General features: G+C 60.4%; 22 protein-coding genes and 2 pseudogenes. 6 read left to right on the forward strand and 18 right to left on the reverse strand.

All coding sequences use genetic code 11. The features are described from left to right. Positions 1-11: 11 nt before the first annotated feature. From BUC08_RS21890 to BUC08_RS25265, 5 genes and pseudogenes are all read left to right on the forward strand, one after another. On the forward strand, positions 12-2,126 hold the full coding sequence (locus BUC08_RS21890) for an acetate--CoA ligase family protein (protein WP_224556209.1): 2,115 nt from the start codon (positions 12-14) through the stop codon (positions 2,124-2,126). A gap of 139 nt (positions 2,127-2,265) precedes the next feature. Continuing rightward, positions 2,266-3,093, forward strand: a complete 828-nt coding sequence (locus tag BUC08_RS21895) for an IclR family transcriptional regulator (RefSeq protein WP_037929863.1) — start codon at positions 2,266-2,268, stop codon at positions 3,091-3,093. A gap of 592 nt (positions 3,094-3,685) precedes the next feature. Then, positions 3,686-4,006: pseudogene (locus BUC08_RS25255) on the forward strand (UTRA domain-containing protein); the annotation flags it as partial. Between the two features lie 103 nt (positions 4,007-4,109). After that, a pseudogene (locus BUC08_RS25260) lies at positions 4,110-4,181 on the forward strand (hypothetical protein); the annotation flags it as partial. Between the two features lie 155 nt (positions 4,182-4,336). Beyond that, positions 4,337-4,549, forward strand: coding sequence for an acyl-CoA dehydrogenase family protein (locus tag BUC08_RS25265; RefSeq protein ID WP_224769650.1), 213 nt, complete (start codon positions 4,337-4,339; stop codon positions 4,547-4,549). A 114-nt stretch (positions 4,550-4,663) separates the two neighbouring features. Here the strand turns inward: BUC08_RS25265 and BUC08_RS21910 are convergent, their stop codons facing one another. From BUC08_RS21910 to BUC08_RS21920, 3 genes are read right to left on the reverse strand one after another with little or no spacing between them, the layout of a single operon-like run. Continuing rightward, positions 4,664-5,830: an acyl-CoA dehydrogenase family protein gene (locus BUC08_RS21910; protein ID WP_037929856.1), complete on the reverse strand. Its 1,167-nt coding sequence runs from the start codon at positions 5,828-5,830 to the stop codon at positions 4,664-4,666. Between the two features lie 15 nt (positions 5,831-5,845). After that, positions 5,846-7,084: a thiolase family protein gene (locus BUC08_RS21915; protein WP_037929853.1), complete on the reverse strand. Its 1,239-nt coding sequence runs from the start codon at positions 7,082-7,084 to the stop codon at positions 5,846-5,848. A gap of 16 nt (positions 7,085-7,100) precedes the next feature. Next, positions 7,101-7,889 carry an enoyl-CoA hydratase/isomerase family protein gene (locus BUC08_RS21920; RefSeq protein ID WP_224556207.1) on the reverse strand — a complete coding sequence of 263 codons (789 nt, stop codon included), beginning with the start codon at positions 7,887-7,889 and terminating at the stop codon, positions 7,101-7,103. Between the two features lie 112 nt (positions 7,890-8,001). Between BUC08_RS21920 and BUC08_RS21925 the strand changes: the two genes are divergently transcribed. Next, positions 8,002-9,105 carry a CaiB/BaiF CoA transferase family protein gene (locus BUC08_RS21925; RefSeq protein WP_224556204.1) on the forward strand — a complete coding sequence of 368 codons (1,104 nt, stop codon included), beginning with the start codon at positions 8,002-8,004 and terminating at the stop codon, positions 9,103-9,105. A gap of 22 nt (positions 9,106-9,127) precedes the next feature. On the opposite strand, the gene BUC08_RS21930 is transcribed toward BUC08_RS21925, so the two are convergent. The 15 genes from BUC08_RS21930 to BUC08_RS22000 form a co-directional block, all read right to left on the reverse strand. Then, the gene (locus BUC08_RS21930) at positions 9,128-9,916 is read right to left on the reverse strand and encodes an SDR family NAD(P)-dependent oxidoreductase (RefSeq protein ID WP_037929844.1); all 789 of its coding nucleotides are present in this window, start codon (positions 9,914-9,916) and stop codon (positions 9,128-9,130) included. A gap of 13 nt (positions 9,917-9,929) precedes the next feature. Continuing rightward, positions 9,930-10,721, reverse strand: a complete 792-nt coding sequence (locus BUC08_RS21935) for an ABC transporter ATP-binding protein (RefSeq protein ID WP_037929841.1) — start codon at positions 10,719-10,721, stop codon at positions 9,930-9,932. 60 nt (positions 10,722-10,781) lie between these two features. Then, positions 10,782-12,020 (reverse strand): ABC transporter substrate-binding protein, encoded by a 1,239-nt coding sequence (locus BUC08_RS21940; RefSeq protein ID WP_037929839.1) that lies wholly within the window; start codon positions 12,018-12,020, stop codon positions 10,782-10,784. A 35-nt stretch (positions 12,021-12,055) separates the two neighbouring features. Beyond that, complete coding sequence (locus BUC08_RS21945; RefSeq protein WP_037929836.1) at positions 12,056-13,108, reverse strand: branched-chain amino acid ABC transporter permease; 1,053 nt, start codon at positions 13,106-13,108, stop codon at positions 12,056-12,058. 3 nt (positions 13,109-13,111) lie between these two features. Then, complete coding sequence (locus tag BUC08_RS21950) at positions 13,112-13,996, reverse strand: branched-chain amino acid ABC transporter permease (RefSeq protein WP_037929833.1); 885 nt, start codon at positions 13,994-13,996, stop codon at positions 13,112-13,114. A 15-nt stretch (positions 13,997-14,011) separates the two neighbouring features. Next, entirely contained in the window at positions 14,012-15,988 is a 1,977-nt protein-coding gene (locus BUC08_RS21955; RefSeq protein ID WP_037929830.1) for an AMP-binding protein, read from the reverse strand. 25 nt (positions 15,989-16,013) lie between these two features. Continuing rightward, positions 16,014-16,817 carry an ABC transporter ATP-binding protein gene (locus tag BUC08_RS21960; protein WP_051694609.1) on the reverse strand — a complete coding sequence of 268 codons (804 nt, stop codon included), beginning with the start codon at positions 16,815-16,817 and terminating at the stop codon, positions 16,014-16,016. Between the two features lie 196 nt (positions 16,818-17,013). Further along, positions 17,014-17,850: an HTD2 family dehydratase gene (locus BUC08_RS21965; protein WP_037929827.1), complete on the reverse strand. Its 837-nt coding sequence runs from the start codon at positions 17,848-17,850 to the stop codon at positions 17,014-17,016. Positions 17,851-17,860: 10 nt separating this feature from the next. Further along, positions 17,861-19,024 carry an acyl-CoA dehydrogenase family protein gene (locus BUC08_RS21970; protein WP_037929824.1) on the reverse strand — a complete coding sequence of 388 codons (1,164 nt, stop codon included), beginning with the start codon at positions 19,022-19,024 and terminating at the stop codon, positions 17,861-17,863. A 3-nt stretch (positions 19,025-19,027) separates the two neighbouring features. After that, positions 19,028-19,822 carry a citryl-CoA lyase gene (locus tag BUC08_RS21975; RefSeq protein ID WP_037929991.1) on the reverse strand — a complete coding sequence of 265 codons (795 nt, stop codon included), beginning with the start codon at positions 19,820-19,822 and terminating at the stop codon, positions 19,028-19,030. Beyond that, positions 19,822-20,736: an SDR family NAD(P)-dependent oxidoreductase gene (locus BUC08_RS21980; RefSeq protein ID WP_037929821.1), complete on the reverse strand. Its 915-nt coding sequence runs from the start codon at positions 20,734-20,736 to the stop codon at positions 19,822-19,824. The genes BUC08_RS21975 and BUC08_RS21980 overlap by 1 nt, the downstream gene beginning before the upstream one ends. A gap of 12 nt (positions 20,737-20,748) precedes the next feature. Further along, positions 20,749-21,708: a hydroxymethylglutaryl-CoA lyase gene (locus BUC08_RS21985; RefSeq protein ID WP_037929818.1), complete on the reverse strand. Its 960-nt coding sequence runs from the start codon at positions 21,706-21,708 to the stop codon at positions 20,749-20,751. A 4-nt stretch (positions 21,709-21,712) separates the two neighbouring features. Further along, a complete protein-coding gene (locus BUC08_RS21990) occupies positions 21,713-23,719 on the reverse strand; it encodes an acetyl/propionyl/methylcrotonyl-CoA carboxylase subunit alpha (RefSeq protein WP_037929816.1) in 2,007 nt (668 codons plus the stop codon). A gap of 10 nt (positions 23,720-23,729) precedes the next feature. Then, positions 23,730-25,337: an acyl-CoA carboxylase subunit beta gene (locus BUC08_RS21995; RefSeq protein WP_037929814.1), complete on the reverse strand. Its 1,608-nt coding sequence runs from the start codon at positions 25,335-25,337 to the stop codon at positions 23,730-23,732. Next, positions 25,334-26,725 (reverse strand): phenylacetate--CoA ligase family protein, encoded by a 1,392-nt coding sequence (locus BUC08_RS22000; protein ID WP_037929812.1) that lies wholly within the window; start codon positions 26,723-26,725, stop codon positions 25,334-25,336. Before BUC08_RS22000 ends, BUC08_RS21995 begins: the two co-directional genes overlap by 4 nt. Positions 26,726-26,747 lie beyond the last annotated feature (22 nt).

Raw genomic sequence — 26,747 nt, forward strand, 5'->3', positions numbered from 1 at the left:
AAGGAAAACCCATGCGAATTGACGGAATGGATGCCATTTTCGCCCCTCGTTCTGTTGCCGTGATCGGCGCGTCGAGTGATCCCAAACGCATCGGCGGACGACCGGTGGATTTTCTCAGGCGGCATGGGTTCGACGGTACGATCCTGCCGATAAACCCGAAAACGTCCAAGGTGCAGGGGCTGACGGCATATCCGTCGATCACCGAGGCTCCGACGACACCGGATCTGGCGGTAATCGCGTTGCCTGCGCGGCTGGCGGTTCAGGCGGTCGAGGATTGCGCGGCGCGCGGCGTGCGCGGCGCGGTGATCTTCAGCTCGGGGTTCTCCGAGGTCAATGACGAAGGTGCAGCGCTTCAGGCGCGCATGGTCGATATCGCGCGCGAAGGCGGTATGCGGCTTGTCGGGCCGAACTGCCTTGGCATCGCCAACGTCCGCCACAACCTTTACGCGACCTTCACGCCGGGGGTTGAAAAGTACCTGCCCAAACCCGGCGGCGTGTCAATCGTCAGCCAGAGCGGGGCCTTCGGGTCGTACTGCATGACGCTCGTCAGGATGCGCGGACTGGGCGTTAACCTGTGGGCGACGACGGGCAATTCCTGCGACGTCGATTTCGCCGATGCCGTAGCCTATTGCGCGCAGGATGACGAAACCCGCGTGATCATGGGCTATCTCGAAGGCGCGACCGACCGCGACAGGCTGGTCGAGGCTCTTGAACTCGCCCGTGCCCGCGAAAAGCCAGTGGTCATGATGAAGGTCGGACGCAGCGCGGTTGGCGCCGAAGCCGCACAGTCGCATACCGCGTCACTGGCAGGGTCCGACGCGGTCTATGACGCGGCTTTCCGGCAATACGGTGTCTACCGGGCGCACTCTGTCGACGAAATGTTCGATGTGACCTATGCCTGCGCCGAATCCGCGTCGATGATGCAGGGCGACCGGCTGGGCCTCGTGACGGTGTCCGGTGGCGTTGGGGTGCTGATGGCCGACGAGGCAGAGAAACTGAAGCTGGATGTGCCCGCGCTTCCCGATCATGCGCAGAAAAAGCTGAAAGCGGTGTTGCCCTTCGCCGGTGTCCGAAACCCCGTCGATGTGACGGCGCAATTGGTGAACCAGATCGACCTGCTGGAAACCAACATGGATGTGTTGTTTGGCGACGGCGAAATTGACGGTGCCATCATCTTCATGTCCACGGTCGGTCTTGTTGCCGACATGAACGAAGCCATCCGGACCGGGCTGGAGCGCATCCGCGAGAAGTACCCCGGCAGGCCGATGCTGTTCTGCTCGCTGACCGAACCCGAGGGTCGTGCCGCATATGAAAAGTCGGGGTTCATCGTGTTCGAGGAACCGACCCGTGCGGTCCGCGCGATGGCCGCATTGCGCTATTTCGCCAAATCCTTTGCGCGCGCGGGCGAAGACGACCCGATACCCGAACTGCCGGACCTGTCGCCGTTGCCGGACGGCATGGTGAACGAGATCGAGGCCAAGGCGCTGCTTGCCGAGGCCGGCATCGGGATCGTGCGCGAAATTCTGGCCAAGACCCCGGAAGCGGCAGCCGAGGCGGCGCAGGAGATAGGCTTTCCGATCGTGCTCAAGATTGCCTCGCCTGACATCCTGCATAAATCCGATATCGGTGGCGTGGCGCTGAACCTGCGCTCGGTCGAAGAGGTCCGCTCTGCCGGGGCGCGTATACTGGAACTGGCGTCAGAGAAAGCGCCCGATGCGCGGATCGACGGGCTGGTTGTGGCAGAACAGGCCGCACCGGGGCTGGAGGCTATACTCGGCGTGACCCAGGATCCGGCATTCGGGCCGGTGGTGATGTTCGGTCTGGGCGGGGTGCTGGTCGAGGCCCTGGGGGACGTGTCCTTCCGGGTTGCCCCTTTCGGCCCCGCCGAAGCGCGTCGTATGATCGACGAAATCCACGGTCGCAAGCTGCTGGACGCATTCCGCGGCGCGCCCGAACGCGACATCGACGCGCTCGCCGACGCGCTCGCGCGCCTGTCAGCCTTTGCGGCCCATCACGGCGCCGCGCTTGAGACCATTGACGTCAACCCGTTGATCATCGGTCCGAGTGGCCAAGGCGCCGTGGCCGCAGATGGCGTAATTATCCCCACGAGGAGAGGAGGCAACTGACACCCGTACCCGACACCTTCTCGAGCCTCCGACGCATGTGGCGGGCTTTGTGTAATTTTCTAACAGTTGACAGAAATTACATCCGCCGCCATTCTACTTTCTGAATACTGTTCATATAATAGTATGCCGGGAGGGGATTATGGATGACGCGCATCGGGCTTCGGTGAAGGCACGCGGGACCCCCATTGTGAAATCGGTCGCGCGCACATGCCAGACCTTGGTGTATTTCGACGAGGTTCGTCGACCGCTATCGGTCGTGGAGGTCTCCAAGGAATTGGGGTATCCGCAATCGAGCACCTCGGCGCTCCTGAAAAGTTTGGTCGAGTTGGGGTTCCTGACCCACGACGCTAAACGGAAGAGCTATTTCCCCACCGAGCGGGTTCCGCTTTTGGGGTCATGGATGAATCCCGACCTGTTCGGTGAAGGCATCATTCAGCGGCTGCTGAAGGCTATTTCGGAACGGACCCGGCATGTGGTGGTCCTGGCAACCAAGAACGGTGACGACGCGGAATATGTGCACCTGATCCGTCCGAAAAAGTCGCCGATCCACCACATTTCACTTGGCACGCGACGACCGCTGGGAATTTCGGGGCTTGGGCGGGTTCTGATGAGCCGCTTCAGCGATGAAGAAGTGTGCCGTCTGTTGCGAAGAATCAATGCCTACCGTGCGCCCGACGAACCGGCAGTGGACGTGAAGGCCTTCGTCGCCTCGTTGGCCCAGACCCGCGCCAAGGGGTACTATCTTTCCACCGATCAAGTTGTCAAAGGCGCGGGATTGATCTCCATGCCTTTCCCCAGCCACCAGAGTTCTCGTCTTTTCGCCGTCGGGGTTGGTGCCCCAACGGATGTCATCCTGCGATCCGAAAACGAGATTGTTAAGATCATGCGTGAAGAAATTGTTCGGAATCTGGGAAAGAAAGGTCATGATCCAAGAGTCTGTGGATCATCGGGATCCCGTCTGTCGTGATTTCAGATACACCCTTACCAAAGATGGGTCTCGAATGGACACGAGCAGGTCTGCAGTCGACGATCACGCTATAGATCCATTTAGTGCGGCCCGTCATTTGATGCGGCCAAACCTCACCGGTCGCAGACGTGGCTTCGGTTCTGAATTGGATGAACGCACGGATCAGCTGACCGGGTTTGCTACACCACCGCGGGTTCCCATCCTCGGATGTGGCTATGCTCGGTGGTAACGCCGTGCGGCAAGTTTGACCCAATTCGCCCGCTTTCGTACCATATCAATGTGTCTTCAGAGTCGGGATCGACGTTGCCGAACCTATGCACGGTTGGCCCGGATCTCAGCCGCATAACGAGCAGCCGGGCTGAGAGTCGAAGTAGACGTGCCCACCGGCAGGGATCTGAGCGTCTTTGGTTGCCCAGTCCCACACAGGAACGGGGCCGTCCGTCAGGCCTTGGGGGTTCTGCGCAGTGCGGGCCTGATCGAAAGCGCACTCGGACTGCGCATCTTTGTCATCGCGCAGGCCGAGCAGATCAAGCCGCGCGCGCCCGCCCACGATCCGCTGGCGCTTTCCGATCTTGGCCGCGACCTGACGGGGATGGAAACGCCGCAGCTTCATGTGCGCAAGCGCCATTATACCAAGGCGCAGCCCTATTCGCTGGCCGATCTGTGGTTGCCGCAGCACTATTTTGACATGCTGCCCGAGGGTGCCGACGAAACGCAGCTTTATTCGCAACTGTCGCGCGATCATACCGGCCTGACGGACCTGTCGGGCTACCAGATCATCACTATCGTCCGGGCCGATGTCGCCACCGCCCACTTGCTGGGCGTCACCTTCAGCGAGCCGGTGGCCCGTGTCGTCTCGCGCCTGTTTGATCCCGAAGGCCGACCGGTCATAGCCCATATCGCCCATATCCGCTGCGACGTTTTCACCGCCGAGATCGCAAAGGGCGGCTTCTATGGCGTGACCATGGAAGAGCAGTGGCGGATCGGGTCCCGGCATCAACAAGGCATCTCTGGTCATGCAGGAGATCGGGCGCTACGGTGCGGCGGCCAATTCTGCGGTGCAGATCAACATTTTCGGGCTGCAACCTGTGGTCGGCTTTGGCACCGACGAACGGAAGGCCCGGATGCTGCGGCCGCTGATCCGGGGGGCACACCGCTCCTGCTTTGGCGTCACTGAACCGGACGTCGTCCTTGACACCACGCACATATTCACCTTTGCGCGTCGCCGTGCTTCAAGGTCCTGCTGCACGGACGGAACGCCGAGCGGATTGTCGTCGCTTCGGCAGAGGTCGGGTTCGGGATGTACGTTCTGGAAAATGCGGCGGCCTATGCGCGCGAACGCATCGTGTTCGGCCGTCCGATCGGTCAGAACCAGGCGATCCAGCATCCGCTTGTGAGAACACCACATTGGTTTCGGCCAGCGCAATCGCATGAAGCTGCAATCGCCCTTCGATAAACGGAGAACCCGATGTGCACGGGCCAAAGGCCCGACGCCGTCTGTGGCAGGTGCGCGCTGCCGCGCGAACCTTGTCACTTGCGCGGTCCTACATTGTCAGGGCAGGAATCGCTTTCAGAACGCGTTCAACCCTGTCAGGTTCCGCCCGATCACCAGCTTCTGAATCTCGGTGGTGCCATCCGGGATCGGCATGACTTTCGCATTGCGGAAGTGGCGTTCGACGGGAAATTCCTTGGTGATGCCGTTACCGCCGTGGATCTGCACCGCTTTTCCGGCGATTTCGACGGCCATCTCGGTTGCATACCATTTTGCCATCGAGGTCTGGGTGTCGCAGCGCACGCCCATATCAAGAAGTTGCAGCCCGCGCTGGCACAACAGCCGTCCTGCATCTAGATGGGTGGCCATGTCGGCCAGATACCCCTGGATCAACTGATGCCCGCCAATCCGCTTTCCGTGCTGCTCGCGGTCCTGCGCGTATTTGACGGCGCATTCCAGCGCGGCCTGGGCGATGCCGATGCTGGTCAGGCCGACAAACACACGCGCGCTTTCGAACAGCTTCAGTGTCTGGAACAGACCGCCGCCGGAGTTCCCCAGAACATGGGCGTCCGTCGTTTCGGCCCGGTCAAAGAACAATTCGCAGGTCGAGGCACCGACAAGCCCCATCTTGCGCAACTCGCGGCTTTCATAGCCCCCCTTGTCGCGATCGACGATGACCATGGAGATCCCATCGTCGAGATTACAGACCACGATTGCGAAGTCCGATTGCGCCCCGTTGGAAATCCATAGCTTTTGGCCCGTAACGAAAATCTTGTCCCCCTTACGTTCCGCGCGGGTCTTCACCTCGCGCACGTTCGAGCCGACTTCCGGTTCGGAAATGCAGGTGGCACAAATGCGTTCACTGCGCAGGAGCGGCTTCAGATATGTCTCTTTTTGCGCCGCATCGCCCAGCAGGTTGACCGCGAAAACAGCATGGCCCTGGATCAGCACCGCAATCGCCAAATCGGCCCAGATGCGGGCCAGTTCCTCGTAGAGGATGCCGTAGGTCATCCGGTCGATCCCGGCACCGCCGTCTTCCTCCGGTATCAGTCCGCTGATCAGGCCGAATTCCTCGACCTTGGCGAACAGGGATTTCAGCGTGTCCGCATCCGGCGGGTGGCCGAGATCCTCGTATTTTTCTGCCAACGGAGCGAACTCCGCTTCGGCCATCTTGCGGAAGTTTTCCAGCAACATGCGCTGCTCGTCTGTATAGATTGCCTGAGCGGCGGCGATCACGTTTTCCATATTCTTTTCCTTGTTTCAACGGCCCAGAATGGTGACACAGGCAGCGGCCTCTTCGACGCCGTGCAGGCCGCCACCGTTTTCGGCGATGGCATTCTTCGCACCTTCGACCTGACGCGCGCCAGCCTCGCCCCGCAGTTGCGTGACCAGTTCGAAAACCTGTCCGATCCCGGTGGCCCCGACCGGGTGCCCCTTGGATTCCAGCCCGCCAGAGGGGTTCACGGGGATCCGCCCGCCGATCTTTGTTTCGCCGCGCAGGCTGGCTGGCCCACCCTCGCCAAACGGGACAAAACCGAGGTTCTCGATCTGGATGACTTCGCCCACGGCGGTGGCGTCATGTACCTCGGCGACCGACATGTCTTCTGGGCCAAGCCCCGCCTGTTCATAGGCCTGAAGTGCTGCAAGGCGGGTCAGGTGGTTTTTGTAATCCTCCGGCGGACGGTCGGTGCCTGAGCGCAGGATCGCGGCCTTGACCTTGATCGCGCGGGATGAATCGAGACCCAGCCGCTTGAGCCCTTCGCCGGTGCACAGAACCGCCGCGGCCGCGCCATCGGAGATCGGCGCGCACATCGGAAGGGTCAGCGGGTAGGTGATGGGCGGCGCGTGCAGAACCTGTTCAACTGTCATCGCATCGCGGTATTGTGCCAGCGGATTATGCGCGGAATGCGCGTGGTTCTTGGCAGAGACGGCCGCGAACTGTTCCTGCGTCGTGCCGAAGGTCTTCATGTGCAGCCGCGCGAAACCGGCATAGACATCCATGAACACGCTGTAGGGCTTGGGCGATTTCGACCCTTCCGGTTCCTCGACCCCGGCGCCCAGATCGGCCAGACGCCGCGCGACTTCTTCGCCATTGCTGACATCCCAACCGCTGTCGAAGGCCGAGAACATCAGCGCGCGGTCATCCGAATACATTTTCTCGGCACCCACGGCCAAACAGCAATCACCGTTCCCTGCCTTGAGAAAATCCACGGCCAGCTTGAACCCGGTCGAGGCGCTGGCACAGGCGTTTTCGACGTTGACCACCGGAATGCCCTGAATGCCCATCTCGCGCAACGCGATCTCGCCCCGGATCATGTGCTGGCCGTCCATATGACCCTGCACCGCGTTCGAGAAGAATGCACCGTCGATGCGATCAGCGGTCACCCCGGCGTCCGAAAGCGCGGCGGTGACGGCTTCGCCCGTCATGTCCTTGATGGTCTTGTCCCGGAATTTCCCGAACGGCGTCATCCCGACGCCAACGACATAGATATCCTGCATCTTGCAGTCTCCTTGTTCAGTAGCCGCGAAACTGCGGTTTGCGCTTTTCATTGAAAGCCGCCAGACCTTCGCGCATATCCCACGACCTCATGTGCGCGCGCAGATTCAGCATTTCTTCAGACAAGGCGGCAGCTTCGTCGACGTTCAGTGACCGGTTCGCGACCGCTTTCATGCGGCGCAGCACGGCAGGGCTTTTGTCGGCCAGCTTGTCGGTGAAGGCTTGGACGGCGTCGTGCAGTTCCGCATCCGGGACTACCTTGTTCACCAGTCCCCAGTCCATCATGTCCTGTGCGGATACGTTTTCGCCCGAGAACAGCAGGTATTTGGCGCGGTTCAGACCGATCCGCCGTGGCAAAATCGCTGCGCCCCCGGCCCCCGGAAACACGCCGAAATTGGAATGGGCATCGCCCAGTTTGGCGCTTTCAGCGGCAAAGACCAGATCGCAGGCCATCACCATTTCGAGCCCTCCTGCCATGGCAAGCCCGTTCACAGCGGCAATCACGGGTTTGGGGCCGTCGCGCATCAGGCCGAAGGTATGATCGACCAGATCGAGCAGGTCCGGCTGGCCGGGTTCATGATTGGAACCGGCGACTTCCTTGAGATCCGCACCGGCACAGAACGCCCGCCCCGATCCGGTCAGAACGATGGCGCGGACTGCGTCGTCGGACATCGCGTTCTCCAGGGCGGCGGTCATCTCATGCAACATCTGCATGGACATGGCGTTCATCTGGTCAGTCCGCTGGAGGGTGATCCATTCGGTTCTGGACATACGTTCGACGGATAGGGTCGGGGGTGCTTCAGTCACGTTAACCTCATGAATAAAAACAGTATTTTAGGTTTTCGGCTTGCTTTTCTTGCTGAAATACGCTGCTATGAGGCGGACCCGCTCGCGCGGAAAACGACAGATGGAGCCTGATATGAGCACTGCACCCCTGGCCGGCATGAAAATTCTCAGCCTCGCCGAACAATTCCCCGGTCCTTATGCAACAATGCTGCTCGCGGACATGGGCGCCGAGGTCATCATGGTCGAAAGGCCGGGTATCGGCGATCCGGCCCGGCAGTTTCCACCCCTGTTCCGGGCGCTGAACCGGGGCAAGCGCAGCGTTGCGCTCGACCTGAAATCGACCGAAGGAATGGCACAGTTTCACGATCTGGCTAAAGGTGCCGATGTCATCGTCGAGGGGTTCCGACCCGGCAAACTGGCGGCGCTCGGCGCCGGTTTCGAAGACATGCGCGCGATCAATCCGCGCCTCGTTTACGTGTCGATCTCGGGATACGGGCAGGATGGTCCCTATCGAGACCGGGCGGGCCACGATCTGAGCTACGAAGGTGTCGGTGGGCTGCTGGCCGATCAGGCGGATGCCGGACAGCCCGGACCGCTGCCGACCATTCCACTTGCGGATGTCGGCGCGGCGCTGTTCGCGGCCATTGCGATTCTGTCGGCGGTCGTTTCCAGCGAGCGCACGGGGCAGGGGAGGTACGTGGACGTCTCGATGTCGGACGCAGTGGTCTCCATGCTCACCGCCTTCCTCGTTCCAGCCGCGAATGGCACGCCGTTGGGCGAATTCATCTCCGAACCGGCCTATGGCGTTTTCACCTGCAAGGATGGCAAGCTGATGACGCTGTCCATCGCGCATGAGGACTGGTTCTGGAAGCCGTTCTGCGATGTGATCGGCAAGCCGGACCTGGCCGGATTGAAAGGCCGTGACCGCGTCGCCCGCAAGGACGCACTGCGCGAAGAGATCGCGGCGGTGCTGGTCAGCAAAACGCGTGCCGATTGGGGAGTTCTGTTTGACACCGCGGGCGTGCCTTGGGGGCCGCTCAATTCGTTGGTCGAAACGCTGGACGACCCGCATGTACGTGCACGGCAATTGCTGCGCACCGTCGCGCATGACAGCGGCAAAACCGAGACTTTCCTGGTTCAGCCCTTGAAATTCAATGACTTTGTATCCGGAATTTCGGGCCTTCCGCCCGAGCTTGGCGCTGACAATGACAGCGTGTTCGCGGGCGGATCCGACTAAAGTCGCCCGCCCACATTCGGCCCTAGCAGGCAAAGGAATACCCCCCATTCACCGGATAGGTCTGTCCGGTGATCCAACTCGCCGCGTCCGAGCACAGAAACAGGATCATGCCGGCAGGGTCTTCCGGCTCTCCCAACCGGCGGATCACATATTGCGACAGGGCCCGCTTCTCGGTCTCTGCGTCGGGGATCAGATCGGCGACCGCCGGCGTGCGTGTTCCGCCGAGGGCGACGCAATTCGCGGTGATCCCGAACCGGCCACCGGCCTTTGCAATGGCCCGCATAAAGCCCGCGGCTCCCGCCTTGGCACCGGAGTATACCGCCAGATGCGGCTCTCCGACGCGGCCCGCGTCAGAGATGACGGTCACGATCCGCCCATAGCCGCCTTTGACCATCAACGGCATCGCGTGGCGGGTACAGTTCAGCACCCCGTCGTAATTCGTGGCCATCCAACGACGCCATTCGGTTGGGTCAGATTCCCAGAACGGCACAAGATCGTCAAGCCGGGACGTCGGCCCGGCGTTGCCCGCATTGTTGACCAGGATATCAACGCCGCCAAAGGTTCCCTGCGCTTCGGCAAAGGCTGCGCCAACGGCCTCGAAATCGGATACGTCAAATGCCAACGGAAGCGCCTTGACGCCTGCGGCTTCCACCTCCGCAGCAACGCTTTCTGCGCGCTCGGCGTGGAAATCATTGACCACAACGGCGCCAGCTCCGTGCTGCGCCAGATACAGCGCGACCTGACGGCCCACCCCCTGTCCGGCACCGGTTACAAATGCGGTACGGCCCTTGATGTCGAGCAGTTCACTCATAGTCTGTCCCTTTCTATCCAAGCCATCTCTTGCGACGCCGATAGTGTTTGATGTCGCGATAGCTTTTGCGTTCGCCCGACGCGGTGACACCGAGATAGAATTCCTTGATGTCCTCGTTGTCCGCGAGTTTGTCGGCGGGGCCATCCATCACGATACGCCCGTTTTCCATCACATAGGCATAGTCCGCGATCGACAGCGCCGCGGCGCTGTTCTGCTCGACCAGGAAAAAGGTCGTCCCTTCGGATTTGAGTTGCCTAAGCACCGCGTAGACATCCCGGATCATCATCGGGGCGAGCCCGAGCGATGGCTCGTCAATGGCGATGATCTTGGGTTTCGCCATCATGGCGCGACCGATCAGCAGCAGCTGTTGCTCGCCACCGGACATGAATCCGGCGGTTCGGCTGCGTAGCTCGGTCAGGCGAGGTATCAAAGTATAGACATGATCCAGCCGGTTTTTCAGCTCAGCGGAGTTGGGCACCATATGCCCGCCTACGATAAGGTTCTGCTCGGACGTGAGGTGGCGCAGCACGCGCCGCCCTTCCATCACATGGATGAGACCGGTCTTGACCACGTTTGACGCTTCCATGTTCTGGATCGGCGTGCCGTTCAGCGTGATGGAGCCCGCCGAAACAGTTCCGTCCTCCGACTTCAACGTGCCTGAAATAGCTTTCAGCGTCGTGCTTTTCCCCGCCCCGTTGCCGCCGAGCAGCGCAACACACTGACCTTCGCGCACATTCATCGAAACGCCCTTGAGCGCCAGGATGACATCGGAATAGGTCACTTCTACGTTGTTGAGTTCCAGCATGGTATTGTGCCCGGGGTTAGGGTTCAGAACGGGCGCCGCGATCGCGGCGCCCGGTTGTGTTCACCACTTCTTGACGTCGGGAACATCCACGCCCGTTGCTTCGATGGTGATCTTGCCGTCCTTGACGGTGCCAACATTCACTTGAAGACCTTTCAGAGGAAATGGCGCATCGGGGGTGAAGGTCAGCGTCGGCAGGAACCCTTGGGTTTCCTCCGCTGTGATCGGCTGGGCAAAGAGCGCCTCGCGTACTTTCTCGCCGGTCAGACCTTCGGCCCCGTTCTCCTCGATCGCGTGGCCGATTACGGCCACGGTATAAAGCCCTTGGGAAATACCCATCGCCGTGACAACGTTCCAAGGTGCTTCCAGGCCATAATCCGCAGCCAGCGTTTCATAGAATTGCCGCGCGGGTGTGTCTTCATCCGCAGCAACTGCCATGCCGTAGGCCTCGTAATCGCCTTCGAGCTGATCAAGTCCGCCAAGCGCGCCGCCCGAGGCAGGGAGCCCGTTATGCGAGCTCATCATGATCGGGATGTCGGCACCGTTGGCCTGCAATCCACGTTTCGCCGCAACCACGATAGAGGTGTTCGTCTGGACGATCAGCGCCTCGGCACCTGCCCGCGCGACGCGGCGCATCTGGGCCGTCAGATCCGTTGGTTGCACCTCGGTATAGATGATCTCGACCAGATCGAGCTCTTCGGGATGTTCTTCTGCGTAGAGTTCCAGGCCCTTTGCCATGTCGACGTAGGCGGGCGAGGCTTCGGACGCCAGGATTGCGACCTTGAGGGGTTCGTCACCGCCGCGCTGTTCACGCATCCAGCTCAGGAAGCCAGCGCTCTCGTGCGAATAGGTCGGACGCGGATTGAAAATCCACGCGTCGGATTGCCAGGCATAGCCGTAGGCGGCTGTCGCCATGAACATCGGGATCTTGTCTTCCGGCAGGCGCTCGGAAAGGGCGGCAACATCCGGTCCGCCAAGGCCGACGACCGCAATCGGGTCCAGTTCCGATTTGATTCCCGGCCAAAGGCTCGCCACCTGGGCGGCGTCATAACGGGTTTCGTAGTTCTTATAGTTCAGCTTCACACCAAGTTTCTGACCGCTGGTGGCGTTCCACCAGTCGAAAACCGCTTCGCGGCTCGAAGCCAGTGTCGGCATGATATCGGCATAGGGGCCGGAGAAGTCCGATAGGAGGGCAAGGTTATACGTCGTTTCGGCCTGTGCCTTCAGCGGTATGGTCGCCGCGAGGGCCATGGCACCTGCGGCCAGCATGCCGCGAAGCCCGTGTCGTGTCTTGTAGGTCATTGTTATTCCTCCCAGGTTGAAAGCCGTTCTATCGGTCAGTAGGGGAACGGCCAGATACGGTAAGACGATTTCATAATATTCCAGCGGTGCATCAGCCCCTTGGGTTCCAGGATCATGAACAATGCGATCACGCCGCCCAGAATGACGTTCATGCCCGCGAACACGATGTCGCCGCCCAGAAAAGATACCGAATCGGCGATATTCGGGCCGACGGTCGCGATGATTTCCTGGATGATGCGGATGACGAACACCCCGACCAATGCGCCCACAATGGATCCCATGCCGCCGACGATGATCATCGCCACGAAAAAGATTGAATGGAAGAGGGTGAATTGATCGACACCCACAAAGCGTATCATATAGGCCCAGAGTGCCCCGCCGACCCCGGCATAGAACGCTCCGATGAGAAAGGCATTCGCCTTGGTGGCCGCGACATTGATCCCCATGATCCCGGCCGCCACATCGTCGTCCCTGACCGCCACGAAGGCACGTCCGAAGCGCGAGCGCACAATACCGAACGCACCTGCGATCATAATCGCAGTGACCGCGAAATTCATGTAGAATTGCGCGGTTTCGCCGACGAAACGCAGCCCGAATAGCTCTGCGGGAGGCACGGTAATGCCGTTCGATCCGCCCATCCAGTTCGAGGGCAGGTTCAGGACGGCAAAGTGAAAGATGAACTGCGCCGCAATGGTGGTGAGGGCAAGGTAGAACCCCTTGATCCGTGCCGCGGTCAGCCCGAAGAGAAAACCGAACAGCGCAGCAGATAACCCGGCCAGCGGGATCGTCAGAAGGAATGTGAGACCCGTTTTCGATGCCAGAATCGCGGCGGTATAGGCCCCGACACCCATGAACGCGGCCTGGCCAAGGTTGATTTGCCCCGCATATCCGGTGCAGATCTGAAGCCCGACGGCGATGACCGCGCTGATCATCATCATGTTCAGAATTGCGACGATGCGTCCGCTCACGAGGTAGGGCGCTGCCAGCATGAGACCGACGAAAAGCGCGAGAGCAGCCATTTGCCAGCGCGTACGGACAACACGCCTGTCGGTGCGATAGCTGGTGGGGAAAATGCCGGAAGGATCCATGACTTACACCCTCTCGATCGTGCGCCAGCCGAACAGCCCCGTGGGCCGTACCAGCAAGATGGCGAGCATGATTATATAGGGCACGACACTGCCCAGCGAACCGCCGATCATCGGATCGAGGTAGTTTGTGGTCAGACTCTGCGCCACACCGATGATCACCCCGGCAAGGATCAGACCGCCGATGGATTCGAGCCCGGCAAACAGCGCAACGGGGAGCGCCGCGAACCCGATATCGGACGCGAGGAAGGTCAGCGACTTGCCGCTGAGAAAGATCATCGCACCGATCGTGGACAGGATTGATCCCAAGATCCACGCGAAGGCAATCGATCCCTTCACGGAGATCCCCATCGAGGAGGCGACGACATGATCCTCCGCCACGGCGGTCATCCGCAGGCCAGACCGGGTCCGGTTAAAGAACCACGACAGGCCAACAGCCGCGACGACGGTGATGATCCCGCCGATCAAAAGGTTCATCGGGATCAACATATCTCCGAGAAAAAGCGGCTTTAACGGAAAGATGATCGGGAAGGGCCGGACAGCGGGGCCGAACAGCAGCAGCACGAGCCCGCGCAACAAGATCAGCAGGCCGACGGTGACCATGACCATCGAAAACACGGATTCACCGATCAGCTTTGTCAGGAAGATCCGTTCGATCGCATATCCGACCAGACCCGCCAGAACCAACGATAGAGGTATCGACAACCACAGGCTTAGCCCGACCTGCATTGTCGTGAACCAAACGATGAAACCACCGATGATCACAAGTTCGCCCTGCGCGAAGTTGAACACCTTGCTGGCGCGGTAGATCACGACAAATCCCATGGCGACCAATGCGTACAACAGGCCGATCAAAGCCCCGGTTATAATGTCATTGATGAAATAGACCATTCTTGTCGACCTCCCTTAGGTTTGCGACTGCCGACCGGCAGCCTTTGATGCATTTTCCACATCCGATACCCGAACCGTGGCCTTCAGCACGCCTTGCCGACCGTCCTGATAGGTCACGGCGATTTCAAGGTCGGTCTCCGCCTTGCCGTCATAGATCGCCTGAACAAGCTTCTCATACCGCTCTTCGAGAAACGCCCGACGGAGTTTCCGGCTGCGGGTCAGCTCGCCTTCGTCCGGGTCGAGTTCCTTTGGGAAATTAGCGAACCGGGCAACGCGTGAACCTTCCGGAAGAAGGGTGTTGATCCGTGCCACTTCGCCTTTGATAAGATCCAGAATCTCCGGCTTCTGCGACAGGTCGGTATAGGTCGAAAAGCTGATCTTGTTCTCTTCTGCCCAACGCCCGAGAACTTCCATGTCGATATTTATCAGCGCGCTCACGAAATCTCGGGTCTCGTCGCCCAGGGTCATCAGATCCTTGATGAAAGGGCTGTAGCGCAACCGTGTCTCGATGAATTGCGGCGGATAACTGTGCCCGTTTGCCAGCCGGCGCATGTCCTTGACACGGTCAAAGAACAACAGCTCGCCGTCGTTTGTCATCGACACGGCGTCGCCAGTTTCATACCAGCCGTCATCGGTCAGCGCCTCGGCTGACTTGTCAGGTTTGCCGTGATAGCCTCCGAAACCCGATCCGCCGCGAACCTGAAGCTCGCCCTCGGGGGAAACCCGGTATTCCAGCGGTTCGCCATAGGCGGTATTGCTCGGCATCCAGCTGCCGCTCGTCTCCAGCTGATAGCTGTCGCCCACATGCGCGGTCAGCAACCCGATTTCTGTCGCCCCGTAGACATTGCGCAGCTTCACGCCCATGGCGTGGAACATGCGAAAGACGTCCGGTGCCATCAGGGCACCACCGCTCAGCGCATTCCGGGCTTTGCCGAGACCGAGATTGTCGCGCAGGTGGTGCAGGACCAGCGCCTCGGCGAGAGGCAGTTGCAACCGCGCGGCAAGACTTGGGGTGCGCCCTTCCAACCGTTCGACGTGAACCGCGCGACCGACCTTCATGCCCCAATCGTACATCGCGTTGCGGACCTTACCGGCCCCCAGCATCCGGGCCTGAACGATGGAGGCAAGGTTCTCCCACTGGCGCGGGCTGAACACGAGCGCGTCGACCGCCAGTTCGCGGATATTTGTCAGCACGTCCTCCGGGCCTTCGGGAAAGTTCACCACCATGGGCGCGATCAGTCCGATCGACAGGCCAAAGATCTGTTCCGTCACCCAGGCGGGAGAAATGTATGTCAGGTATTCCGTCCCCGGCGCGATGTCGATCGCACCCATCACCCGAGAGCAGTTATCGAACAGATAGCGATAACTGATGACGACACCCTTCGGCTTGCCCGTCGTCCCAGACGTATAGGACAGTAGCGCGGTATCTTCTGCTTTTCCGCGCTTGACGTGCTCTTCAAAGCGGGTTGGGTCGCTGTCGTGGATCTGCCGCCCGGCGTCGCTTACGCTTTCGAAGGAATCCAGCAGCGGATGGTCGTAGCCCCACAGGCCCGACCCGTCCCAGTACACGATCGCAATGGCACCGTCATACTCATCCGCGACCTCGAGACATTTATCGACCTGTTCCTGATCTTGCGCCAGAAAAATACGGGTCTGCGAATCCTGAGCGAGATAGAGGATCTCCTCGGCGGTCTGGTCGGGATAGACAGACAGGACTTTCCCGCCCAGCGACTGTACCGCGTATTCCGCCCAGAAATGCTCGGGCTCATTTTCCCCGATCAACATGACGGAATCGCCGGCTTTCAGGCCTTTGCTCTCCAGCCCGAGCGCCAACGCACGGACCCTTTCCAGCACATTTGCCCACGTGAATTCGCGCCAGATACCCAGACGCTTGTGCCGTTCGGCAAGCCCGCCGGGCTCGGAAAGCGCGCGGGCCAGCAGGACCTGGGGCAGGGTTTCACTTTGCGTCACTGCCGGGTCGGAATAAACCATTGCTGTTCGTTGCTTGACCATTCCGCTACCCCAGATATGCCTTGATCACAGCCGGGTTTTTCTGAATCTCCTCGGGCGTGCCTTCGGCAATCACCCGTCCGAAATCCAGCACCACGATCCGGTCGGCAAGATCCATCACCACGCCCATGTCATGTTCGACCAGAACCACCGGTATCTTGCGCGCCTCGCGCACATCGAGAATGAAGCGCGCCAGGTCTTCTTTCTCTTCCGAGTTCATGCCCGCCATCGGTTCGTCCATCAGCAGGATTGATGGTTCCTGCGCCAGCGCACGCCCCAGATCGACCCGCTTGCGCAGCCCGTAACCCAATGTGCCCACGGGCCTGTTTCGGATCGCCTCGATCTCCAGAAAATCAATGATCTCCTCGGCCGCTTCTCGATGCTCCGATTCCTCGCGCATCACGGGACCAAACTGGAAAAACGCCTGGATCACATTCGATTTCATCAGCATGTGCCGACCGATCATGATGTTTTCGACCACGGTCTGGCCGGCGAAAAGATGGGTGCCCTGAAAGGTACGCGCCAGACCGCGCCGGGCGATCTGATCCACGCGCAGGCCCGTCACGTTTTTGCCGGAGAGTTCGACGTGTCCCTTCTGTGGGCGGTAAAACCCTGCCGTGACATTTAGAAGCGACGTTTTGCCGGCACCGTTCGGACCGATGATTGCAAGCAACTCGTCGTCATTCACAGTGATGCTTACGTCGTCCAGCGCGGTCACACCGCCGAATTTCAGTGTCGCGCCGCGAACCGCCAAAGGCGCCAATTCCGAAGATGTGGTCACACCGTGATCCACATCTGCCTGCGACAGCATGTTGTGCGGTCAATCGACAAGGCATGAACTGCCACCCGATTGACGTCGAGGTCTCCTCGCATCAACGCTCCTCCCCGCGCTTTTCCCGGAATCTTTGCCGGAAGTTTGCCCGGCTTTTCCACCGAGCGGTTATCTAAAACTAACACATGTTAGAAAAATAAATCAACAACTGACTCTGATAACTTCGCATAAATAATCAGGTCGCGGAGTAATCGGCGGAAGAACAACGCACGCCGGTTTCGTCCTGACACCAGACCGTACCTGTGGTGCCATCGGGTCGGCAATTTAGCTGTATTTCACAGGGCAGGGTGAGCGGAGCGAGGCCTCGGAATAAAAATCCTTGAGGAGCCTTGTTCAAGGCATCCGCTGCAAGGTTCAGGAGCAGCGTTGCCTGCAGGGGGCCATGCACGACAAGTCCGCGATAGGCTTCGACTTCGGTCGTATAGGGCTGGTCATAATGGATACGGTGGCCATTGAACGTCAGCGCCGAATAGCGAAACAACAGCACCGAATCCGGGGTGAGGCGCGATCTGAGCGTCGTCGGGTCCGGGGCTACGAACGTGTGCTTTTCGGATTGCGATCGGCTGATGTCTTTATAGACAATAGTCTGCTTTTCCTGAATGCAGACCTTTTCGCCATTCGAATACTCGTGATTGACGGCTACAAAAACCAAGGTTCCGCTGCGCCCTTGTTTGGCGGTTATGTCCCCGATGGTCGAACGGCGCGTGACCGTTTGCCCGACAGTGAGCGGCGCGATATGCGTGACATCGCTCCCGGCCCACATCCGCGAGGGCAACGGAACAGGGGGCAGGAACCTGCCTTGTGGAGAATGCCCATCGTCCGAGAGAGAGCCTCCCGGTGCAGAATCGAGGGTCAGACACCAGTGAATTCCCAGCGGGACGTCGCCCGCACCGGCCCAAAGATGCGCGTCGAACGTGGCGCGGAACCTGTCTATCAGGCTCGGCGTCAGGATGTCCTCTTTGGTTTCGGTCCGTCCCAGCCAGGGCTTGAGCGATTCAAGATCGATCTGCATCAGGCGTTCCTCAGAAAGACCGCGGCATACCGAGAATATGCTCGCCGACATAGGACAGGATAAGGTTGGTCGAGATCGGGGCCACCTGATACAACCGGGCCTCCCGAAACTTGCGCTCGACATCGTATTCCCGCGCGAAGCCGAAGCCTCCGTGGGTCTGGATACAGGCGTTGCCCGCCTCCCAGCTGGCATCGGCGGCCAGCAGCTTGGCCATGTTTGCCTGCGCTCCGCATTCCTGCCCCGCATCAAAACGCCGACAAGCCTCAAAGCGCATCAGGTTGGCCGCCTCGACGTTCACATAGGCCTTGGCGATGGGAAACTGCACACCCTGATTTTGTCCGATGGGGCGGTCGAACACGATGCGCTCGCCGGCATAGGCGCGGGCCTTGTCCACAAACCAGTAGCCGTCGCCGATACACTCCGCCGCGATCAGGGTCCGCTCCGCGTTCAACCCGTCCAGGATATGGTAGAAGCCGCGCCCTTCGGTGCCGATCAGGTTCTCGGCGGGAATTTCGAGGTTGTCGAAGAACACTTCGTTGGTCTCGTGTCCCGGCATATTGGCAATGGGACGGACCTCCATACCATTGCCGATGGCCTCTTTCAGATCGACCATGAAGATCGACAGGCCCTGTGATTTCTTCTGGACGTCCTTCAACGGGGTGGTCCGCGCCAACAGGATCATCAGGTCAGAATGCTGGATACGGCTGATCCAGACCTTCTGACCGTTGATCACATAGCGGTCGCCTTTTTTGACAGCTGTAGTCTTGAGCTTGGTGGTGTCGGTTCCGGTGGTCGGTTCGGTCACGGCCATGGATTGCAGGCGCAGCTCGCCGCTGGCGATACCGGGCAGGTATTGCTGCTTTTGCGCGTCTGAACCGTGCCGCAAAAGCGTGCCCATGTTGTACATTTGCCCATGACAGTGACCCGCGTTGCCGCCACAACGGTTCACCTCTTCCATGATGATCGAGGCTTCGGTCAGGCCGAGACCCGATCCGCCGTACTCCTCGGGGATCATTGCCGCCAACCAACCTTCACGGGTAAGGGCATCGACAAACTCCTCGGGGTAGGTGTTATCCTCGCCGAAGTTGCGATGGTATTCGGGCGGGAACTGCGCGCAGAGCGCACGCAACGCGTCGCGCAGATCATTATGGGTTTCAGGGGCCGATGTTTGCATGGCTCAGGATGCTCCGGGGCCGGAAGTTTCGAGGATTTCCTCTTCGGCGCGCTGCCACAGCTCATAGGAAATCGGGTTCTCGCTTTCTTCAAGGATATGACCGACCAGCCCGATGGCGCGTGCCATGACACCGAAACCGCGCACGATCTTCCAGGGAAAGCCGAATTCGCAGCAGATCGCACCGATTGCACCGGTGGCATTGATCGGCAGCATCTTGCCGGACTTCTCTTCGGCAACGGCCTGTATCTTCTGTATCAACTCAATGTATTCACCGGATTTGCCGTTCTGCGCCGCAATTTCGAACAGGCGCGGAGCACGCGGATCGACCGGCTTGTGCACAGGATGGCCCAAGCCCGGCACGATGGCCTTTTGGGCGCGGAATTTCTCGACGGTCTCCAGCGCGATGGCGTCCAGATCGGCGCCGGTGCCAAGCTTGTCCTCGGGCAGCGCCTCGTAAAGCATCTTCGATGCGCCCTCCATCGAGCCGACAAACACGGTGCCCAACCCGCACAGCCCAGCCGCGACAGCCGCCTGAAGCGACTCCGGCGCACCCATATAGGTCATGCGTGCGGCCAGGGCCGACGGCGTGATGCCATGTTCGACCAGGGTAATCACGATGGCGTTGAAAACGCGGCTTTCTTCGGGCGTGGCCTTGCGGCCCGTCAGTTGCAGAAAGGCGAGATCGCCGAGATTCATGTGGCCCAAAATCTCATTCGGCAGGTCGAGCCCCCGCACACTGATTTGGTCGGGGGTGCTCCAGCCGATGTCGGAGGTAATTTTCTCTTTGCGTTTAGCCATCAGACCGGATCCCACGGAAAGACATCCGCTGATACTTCCAGCGGTGTGAATTGCGACTTGAGCGCGGGAATAGCGCGCTCGGCGATTTCATCTGCGGTCCAGCCTTCACCGGAATGGACGGAGCGCAGGGGGCGAGGCTGGTTGAACAGGAATATCTCGTTCTTGCGCACCGCGAAGATCTGCCCCGACACATCTGCCGCACGGTCGCTCATCAGGAAACAGGCCATTGGCGCAACCTTCGCCGGTGTCATCTCCTTGATCTTGGCGACGCGCGCCTTCTGTTCCTCCGTGTCGGTCTTGATCGACGAGATCATCCGACTCCAGGCGAAGGGCGCGATGCAGTTCGACCGCACGTTCCAGCGCTTGAGGTCCAGCGCCACCGATTTCGAAAAGGCGGCGATGCCCAGCTTGGCGGCGGAATAGTTCGCCTGGGCGAAGTTGCCGATCAGCCCCGAGGTCGAAGTCATATGCACCAATGCCCCGCTTTCCTGTTCGCGGAAATAGTCGGCGGCGGCGCGGCTGGTGTTGAAGGCACCGTAAAGATGGACCTTCACCACCGCGTCGAAATCCTCGTAGGTCATCTTGTGGAAGAAGCAGTCGCGCAGGATGCCGGCGTTGTTCACCACGGCGTCTATGCGGCCGAATTCCTTGACGCCAGCCTCGATCATCGCGCGCGCGGCGTCCGGTTCGGTGACGCTGCCGGCGTCGGCAATCGCGTCGCCGCCCGCTGCCTTGATTTCCTCAACCACCTTTTGCGCCGCAGTTTCCGTCTGGCCGGTGCCTTTCAGCGACGCGCCCAGATCGTTAACCACCACGGCGGCGCCTTCGGCCGCAGCCATCAGCGCAATATCTCGACCGATCCCGCCACCCGCTCCGGTGACCAGAACAACCTTTCCATCAAGTGCCTTTGACATCTTCGTCCTCCCTCAGCTTGTCTTGCGGTATTTGTCGAGACCGCCGGTATGCATGACGCGGCCCATGAGCGGCGCTTCGATGATCTCTTCCGCCTTGAGCGCGGCCGCGATCAGCTTGTCCAGGTCGATGCCGGTTTCGATGCCCAGCTCATGGCACAGGAAAACCGCGTCCTCGGTGCAGACATTGCCAGCAGCGCGCGCATGGCCGTGACCCGCGAAAGGACAGCCCCCAAGACCGGCGACCGAGCTTTCGAACATGTCCACGCCCATCGAAAGGGCGGCGTGGAGATTGGCGATACCAAGCCCACGCGTGTCGTGGATGTGCATGCCGATCCGGGCGTCCGGGGCCAGTTCGCGCAGGGCACCGATCATCCGCTTCACTGCTTCGGGGTTTCCCCACCCCATTGTATCCGCGACGACAAGTATTGGCACAGGGATCTGTTCCTCCTCGCAAAGCGCGAGGATAAAGCGGAAATCGTCGAGAATGCGCTCTTGCGAAATCGGGCCTTCGAAGTTGCAGCCGAAGGCCGTCATCACGTAGGCGGCGTCGACGGTATAGCCTTCTTCCTTGTAAAGCCGGACCCAGTCACGTTGCTTCTCGCGCATTTCGGCGGAAGAACAATTGTTGTTCGATTGCGCAAACGCCTCGGATGGATAGAATAACAGGCGCGGGTCGATATCGACCTCATGCGCGGTCAGTGCCTTGCGAAACCCCTTGTCGTTCAGCCAAAGCGACGTGTAGTTCACTCCCGGCTTGCGCTTGATACGCTGGAACAGCTCGCCGGTATCGGCCATTTGCGGCACGTATTTCGGGCTGACGAAGCTGCCGACCTGAATGCGTTTCAAACCGGTTTCGCTGAGCATGTCGATCAGTTCGATCCGCTTTTCGATCGGGTAAATCTTCTTTTCGATCTGAAAGCCCTCGCGCGGGCCTTCTTCTCTGAACTCGACGAATTTGGGAAAGTCGCTCATCTTATCACTCCTCGGATGGCAGTATCTCGGCGATGACCTGGCCGCGATCGACCATGTCCCCATTCGAGACGGATATGTTGCTGGCGATCCCTGCTGCGGCAGCGCGGATCGATATTTCAAGTTTCATGGATTCCATGACCGCGATCACGTCGCCTTCGGCCACGGGTTGACCATCGGCCACCTTGATTTCGACGATCATGCCGGTAAGCGGTGAGGCCACGGCCCGATCCGCCGCCGCATCGCCTCCAGCAAAGTCCAAAGGCGCGGCCGGGCGGTAGACGAGCCGGCCCTCGGGTGTGGCCATCTCGATTACGCCTGCGTGAATCCGTGCGTCGATGAGGTAGACCGTGTCACCCTCGCTCACGCGCCAACGGCCCGGCGCGACTTCACGCATCGACAGTGTCGCCGCAATTCCGTTTTCCGTCAGGACGGTGTACCTTCCGCGTGCTTTGACGGGTCCGACACGCAATTCCTCGGAGGTGTCGGCGGAATCGGTCAGCGTGACACGCTGTACCACCTCGATCGGACCGCCACCCAGGCCAAGCCGCCAACCGGTAAAGGTGTCGCGGTTGGTCCATGGATTGGCGCTTGCGTCGCTGCGCGATGCCGCCACGAAAAGAATGGCCGCGGCGGCCTTCCATAATTCGGGGCGGGCAAGGGGACCTGATTGTGTCAGCGCGTCGAGTTTGCCGTCGATCCAGCGGGTATGCACCTGCATCTGTTCAAATTCAGGGTTGCGCGCCAACGCCGTCAGGAAAGCCCGGTTGGTTTGCACACCTTCGACCGCGACATGATCAAGCGCCGTCGCCAGCCGGGCCAGGGCGGTTTCCCGGTCAGGTGCGTGAACGATCAGCTTGGCGATCATCGGATCGTAGAACGGCGTTACCGCGTCGCCTTCTTCGACACCGCTGTCGATGCGCAGACCATCCGGCAGGCTGAGTGTCGTCAGCGTGCCTGTCGAGGGGGCGAACTGCATTGCCGGGTCTTCGGCGTAAAGCCGTGCCTCGACCGCATGGCCGTTGATTGCCAGATCGTCCTGAACCAGGCCAAGGCCCGCGCCTTCGGCGATGCGCAGATGAAGCGCGACCAGATCAAGCCCGGTTATTGCCTCGGTGACAGGGTGCTCCACCTGAATACGGGGGTTTACCTCAAGGAAGTAATACTCCTCCCCTGCGACCAGAAATTCGACCGTGCCCAGACCGCGATAATCAAGCGTTTCACCCAGGCGCACCGCGTCCTGCGCGATTTGGTCCAGCAGCGTGCGGGGGAGCCCCCATGCCGGAGCTTCTTCGATAACTTTCTGATGACGGCGCTGTAGCGTGCAGTCGCGTTCGAACAGATGCACCACATGGCCCTTGCCGTCGCCCGCGATCTGCACCTCGACATGGCGGGCCTCTGGCAGGAACCGCTCGAGCAACAGCCCTTCGGAGCCGAAGGTGGACCTTGCCTCACGCAGCGCGCCTTCGATGTCTTCCTCAAGTGTGGTCTCGTCGGTCACCAGCCGTTGGCCGCGCCCGCCACCGCCGCCGACAGCCTTGAGCAGAACAGGCAGGCCCATCGCACGCACCTCGGTGGCAATTTCGTGTGGATCGGACCGCGCGCCTTCGGCACCTGAAATGACCGGGACGCTGGCCGCAACGGCGGCTTTTTTGGCGCTGGCCTTGTCGCCGAAACGGTCAAGCGTGTCGGGTGTCGGCCCCATAAAGATCATTCCGGCGGCTTCTACCGCACGGGCGAATTCGGAGTTCTCTGCGAGAAAGCCATACCCGGGGTGGATCGCATCCGCGCCGACCGATTTCGCGGCGTCGATCACCGCGTCGATCTTCAGATAGCTTTCGGATGCCGGGCCGCCGCCGATACAGACGGAGTGTCCGATTTCGCGGACATGAAGGGCGTCGGCGTCAGCTTGCGAGTGCACGCCGACAGGGGTGATACCGCTGGCCCGCGCGGTGCGCGCGATCCGGCAGGCAATTTCGCCGCGATTGGCGATGAGAAGTGTTTTGATTTTCATTTCTCGGGCCTCACATCCTGAACACGCCGAAATTGGTTTCGACCTTGGGTCTGCGCGACGTCACATCCAGCATCAGCGCCATGACATCGCGGGTTTCACAAGGCTCGATCACACTGTCGATCCACAGGTTCGAGGCAAAATTGTAAGCACCTTGGAAATCCTCGTATTCCTTGCGGATGGGCGCCTTGAAGGCTTCCTCCTCTTCCGGCGTCCAGCTTTCGCCTTCGCGTTCGTTGATTTGGGCGCGGACCTGTGCCAGCACGCTGGCGGCCTGTTCCGGACCCATGATCGCCGATCGACCGGTTGGCCAGGCAAACATTGCATCGGGTTGGAACGGGCGGCCCAACATTGCCAGATACCCGGCCCCATAGGATCCGCCGGTGATGATGGTGAATTTAGGCACCCGTGCCGAGGACATCGCGGTGATCATCTTTGCACCGGCCTTGGCGATGCCCATCTGCTCGACCTCGCGGCCCACCATAAAGCCGTTCACATCCGCCAGAAACAGAAGCGGAATATCGCGCTGGACGCAGAGGTTGATGAAATGGGTGGCCTTCAGCGCAGCCTCGACGAACAGCACGCCGGTGTTGGCGATAATGCCAACTTCGTGGCCGTGGATGCGGCCCCAGCCGGTCATGATCGTGTCACCGTACAATGGCTTGAACTCGTGGAAATCGCTGTCATCCACCAGACGCGCGATGATTTCGCGGTTATCGGTCGGCACCTTGGGATCGCGGCTGATGATGCCGTAGATTTCCTCGGTCGGGTAAGCAGGCGCACGCGGTTCGGTGGGTGTTTTGCGGGGCAGGGGCTTTTCGCCCAAGTGGCTGACGATATCGCGGGTGATCGCCAACGCATGCGCGTCATCCTCGGCCAAATGGTCGGTTACGCCGGAGACGGAGGAGTGCATCTTGCCGCCTCCCAGTTCTTCGGCTTCGACCTTTTCACCGGTTGCGGCAAAGGTTAGTTCCGGCCCGCCCAGATACATAAAGCCCTGACCGCGCACGATCACCACTTCGTCACAGAGCGCGGGGATGTAGGCGCCGCCCGCCGTGCAGGGCCCCATGACCACGGCGATCTGCGGCACACCATCGCCCGACATGCCGACCTGCTGATGGAAGATCGAACCGAACTGGCCTTCGTCGGGGAACAGATTCGCCTGATCGGGCAGAAACGCGCCACCGGAATCGACCAGCGTGATGACGGGCAGGCGGTTTTTCCAGGCAATTTTCTGCGCGCGCACATGTTTGCGACAGGTGATCCCGAAATAGGTGCCGCCCTTAACAGTGGCGTCATTGGCGATGATCATACATTGGCGGCCTTCGATCACACCGATCCCGGTAATGATGCCGGCACCCGGCGGCACGCCCTTGTGCATGTTCAGTCCGGCCAGTTCGCCGAGTTCAAGAAACGGCGTACCCGGATCGACCAGGCGTTCAATGCGCTCGCGCGGCAGAATTTTGCCTTTTTCGATGTGTCGATTCCGCACCTTCTCAGGTCCACCAACCCGCTGCGTGAGCCGAAGCGCATGCAGTTCGTCGATTTTTTCGCGATACTGCGCGTTGTTCTTGCGGAAATCATCAGATCCGGTGTCGAGGAGGGATTTCATTTTCGTCATGGCAAGTCAGGGTATTCTCTCAGAACAAAGGCGACCTTGGCGGCGCCGGGTTTTTCAAAGGTGTCGGCGGCCACGAGATGAACGTCAGCCTTGAAGACAAGGGCGTCACGCAGGCGCTGTTCAATCTTTTTCTTGAGGCCAGCATCATCTGCCGTATTGCGGTCAGTGCCGCGTTCCACGATCACCGTCAGCGCGCCCTGCGTGGTGTGGCCTTCGAAATCGGCCACGATGCGCATGACTCCGTTGGTTTCGGGCACCATTTCGGTGATCACGCTGTTGATGGCCGACGGGAACACGTTGGCCCCCCGCACGATCAGCATGTCATCGGTCCGTCCGGTGCAACGGATTTTCGGACCGGTGCGGCCGCAGGTGCATTCGGTGTCGATGACCTCGATATAGTCACCTGACCGAAAGCGCACGACCGGACTCGCCTGACGACCGATTGCAGTATAGATCATTTCGCCCTCGGCGCCTTTTTTCCAAGGAATGATTTCGCCGCTTTCGGGGTCGAGCAGTTCGGTGATGATATAATCCATATTGACCATATGCATCCCCGATTGGGCATCGCATTCGGCCCAGTAAGTCACGCCCAGATCGGTGCCGCCCAGCATCTCGGTGCATTTCGCGCCCCAGGCCGCTTCGATCTTGGCACGGATGGCTGGAATACCGCCGCCGGGTTCGCCGCCGACGACGATCTGCTCGACGCCCAGTTCGCTGGCCTTGCAGCCCAGCACTTCCGGCGCTTTTTCCGCCAGGTGCAGAACGAAATTCGGGGCCCCGACAATGCAGCGCGGGCGTGTATCGGCACAGGCGCGCAACAGCCGTTCCGCACCGCCGTCGGCCCCGACCGGTACGTCGATTGTGCCCATGTACTGCAGGCCCTGCATCACGGGAATGCCCCCGACAAAGCCTTTGGCCAGCGAAAACGCGTGCAGTACCATGTCACCGGGACGCACGCCGTTGGCGAAGAAACAGCGCGCCGTCATCTCGTGCCACATCTCGGTATCCGCTTCGGTCAGCGCCACATAGGACGGGTTGCCGGTGGTCCCGGACGACGCCTGCATCTGGATAATGTCCGACATCGGCGCAGCACGGTGCTTGCCAAAGGGCGGTTCGGCGGCCAGGCTTTCTCGGATTTCGGTCTTGTAGGTGAAGGGGAGTTTCTGCAGGTCCTCGATGGTGCGGATGTCATCGAAATCCACGCCCGCCTCGGCGAACTTCTCCTGATAGAAGGTAGAATTCGCCTTGAGATAGGCCATCTGATCGCGCAGCCGTTCTTCCTGAATACGGCGCACCTCATCAAGCGGCTTACCCTCGATCTCGTGCCAGAAGCGGTCGTTCACCTTGTCGGCGGCGTCCTGCCGCCGGAAGCGCATTCCAAATTGCATGTCGTCCTCCCTTCCCGGCCGC

Source organism: Pseudosulfitobacter pseudonitzschiae, from assembly GCF_900129395.1.
GTDB classification, from domain to species: Bacteria; Pseudomonadota; Alphaproteobacteria; order Rhodobacterales; family Rhodobacteraceae; genus Pseudosulfitobacter; species Pseudosulfitobacter pseudonitzschiae.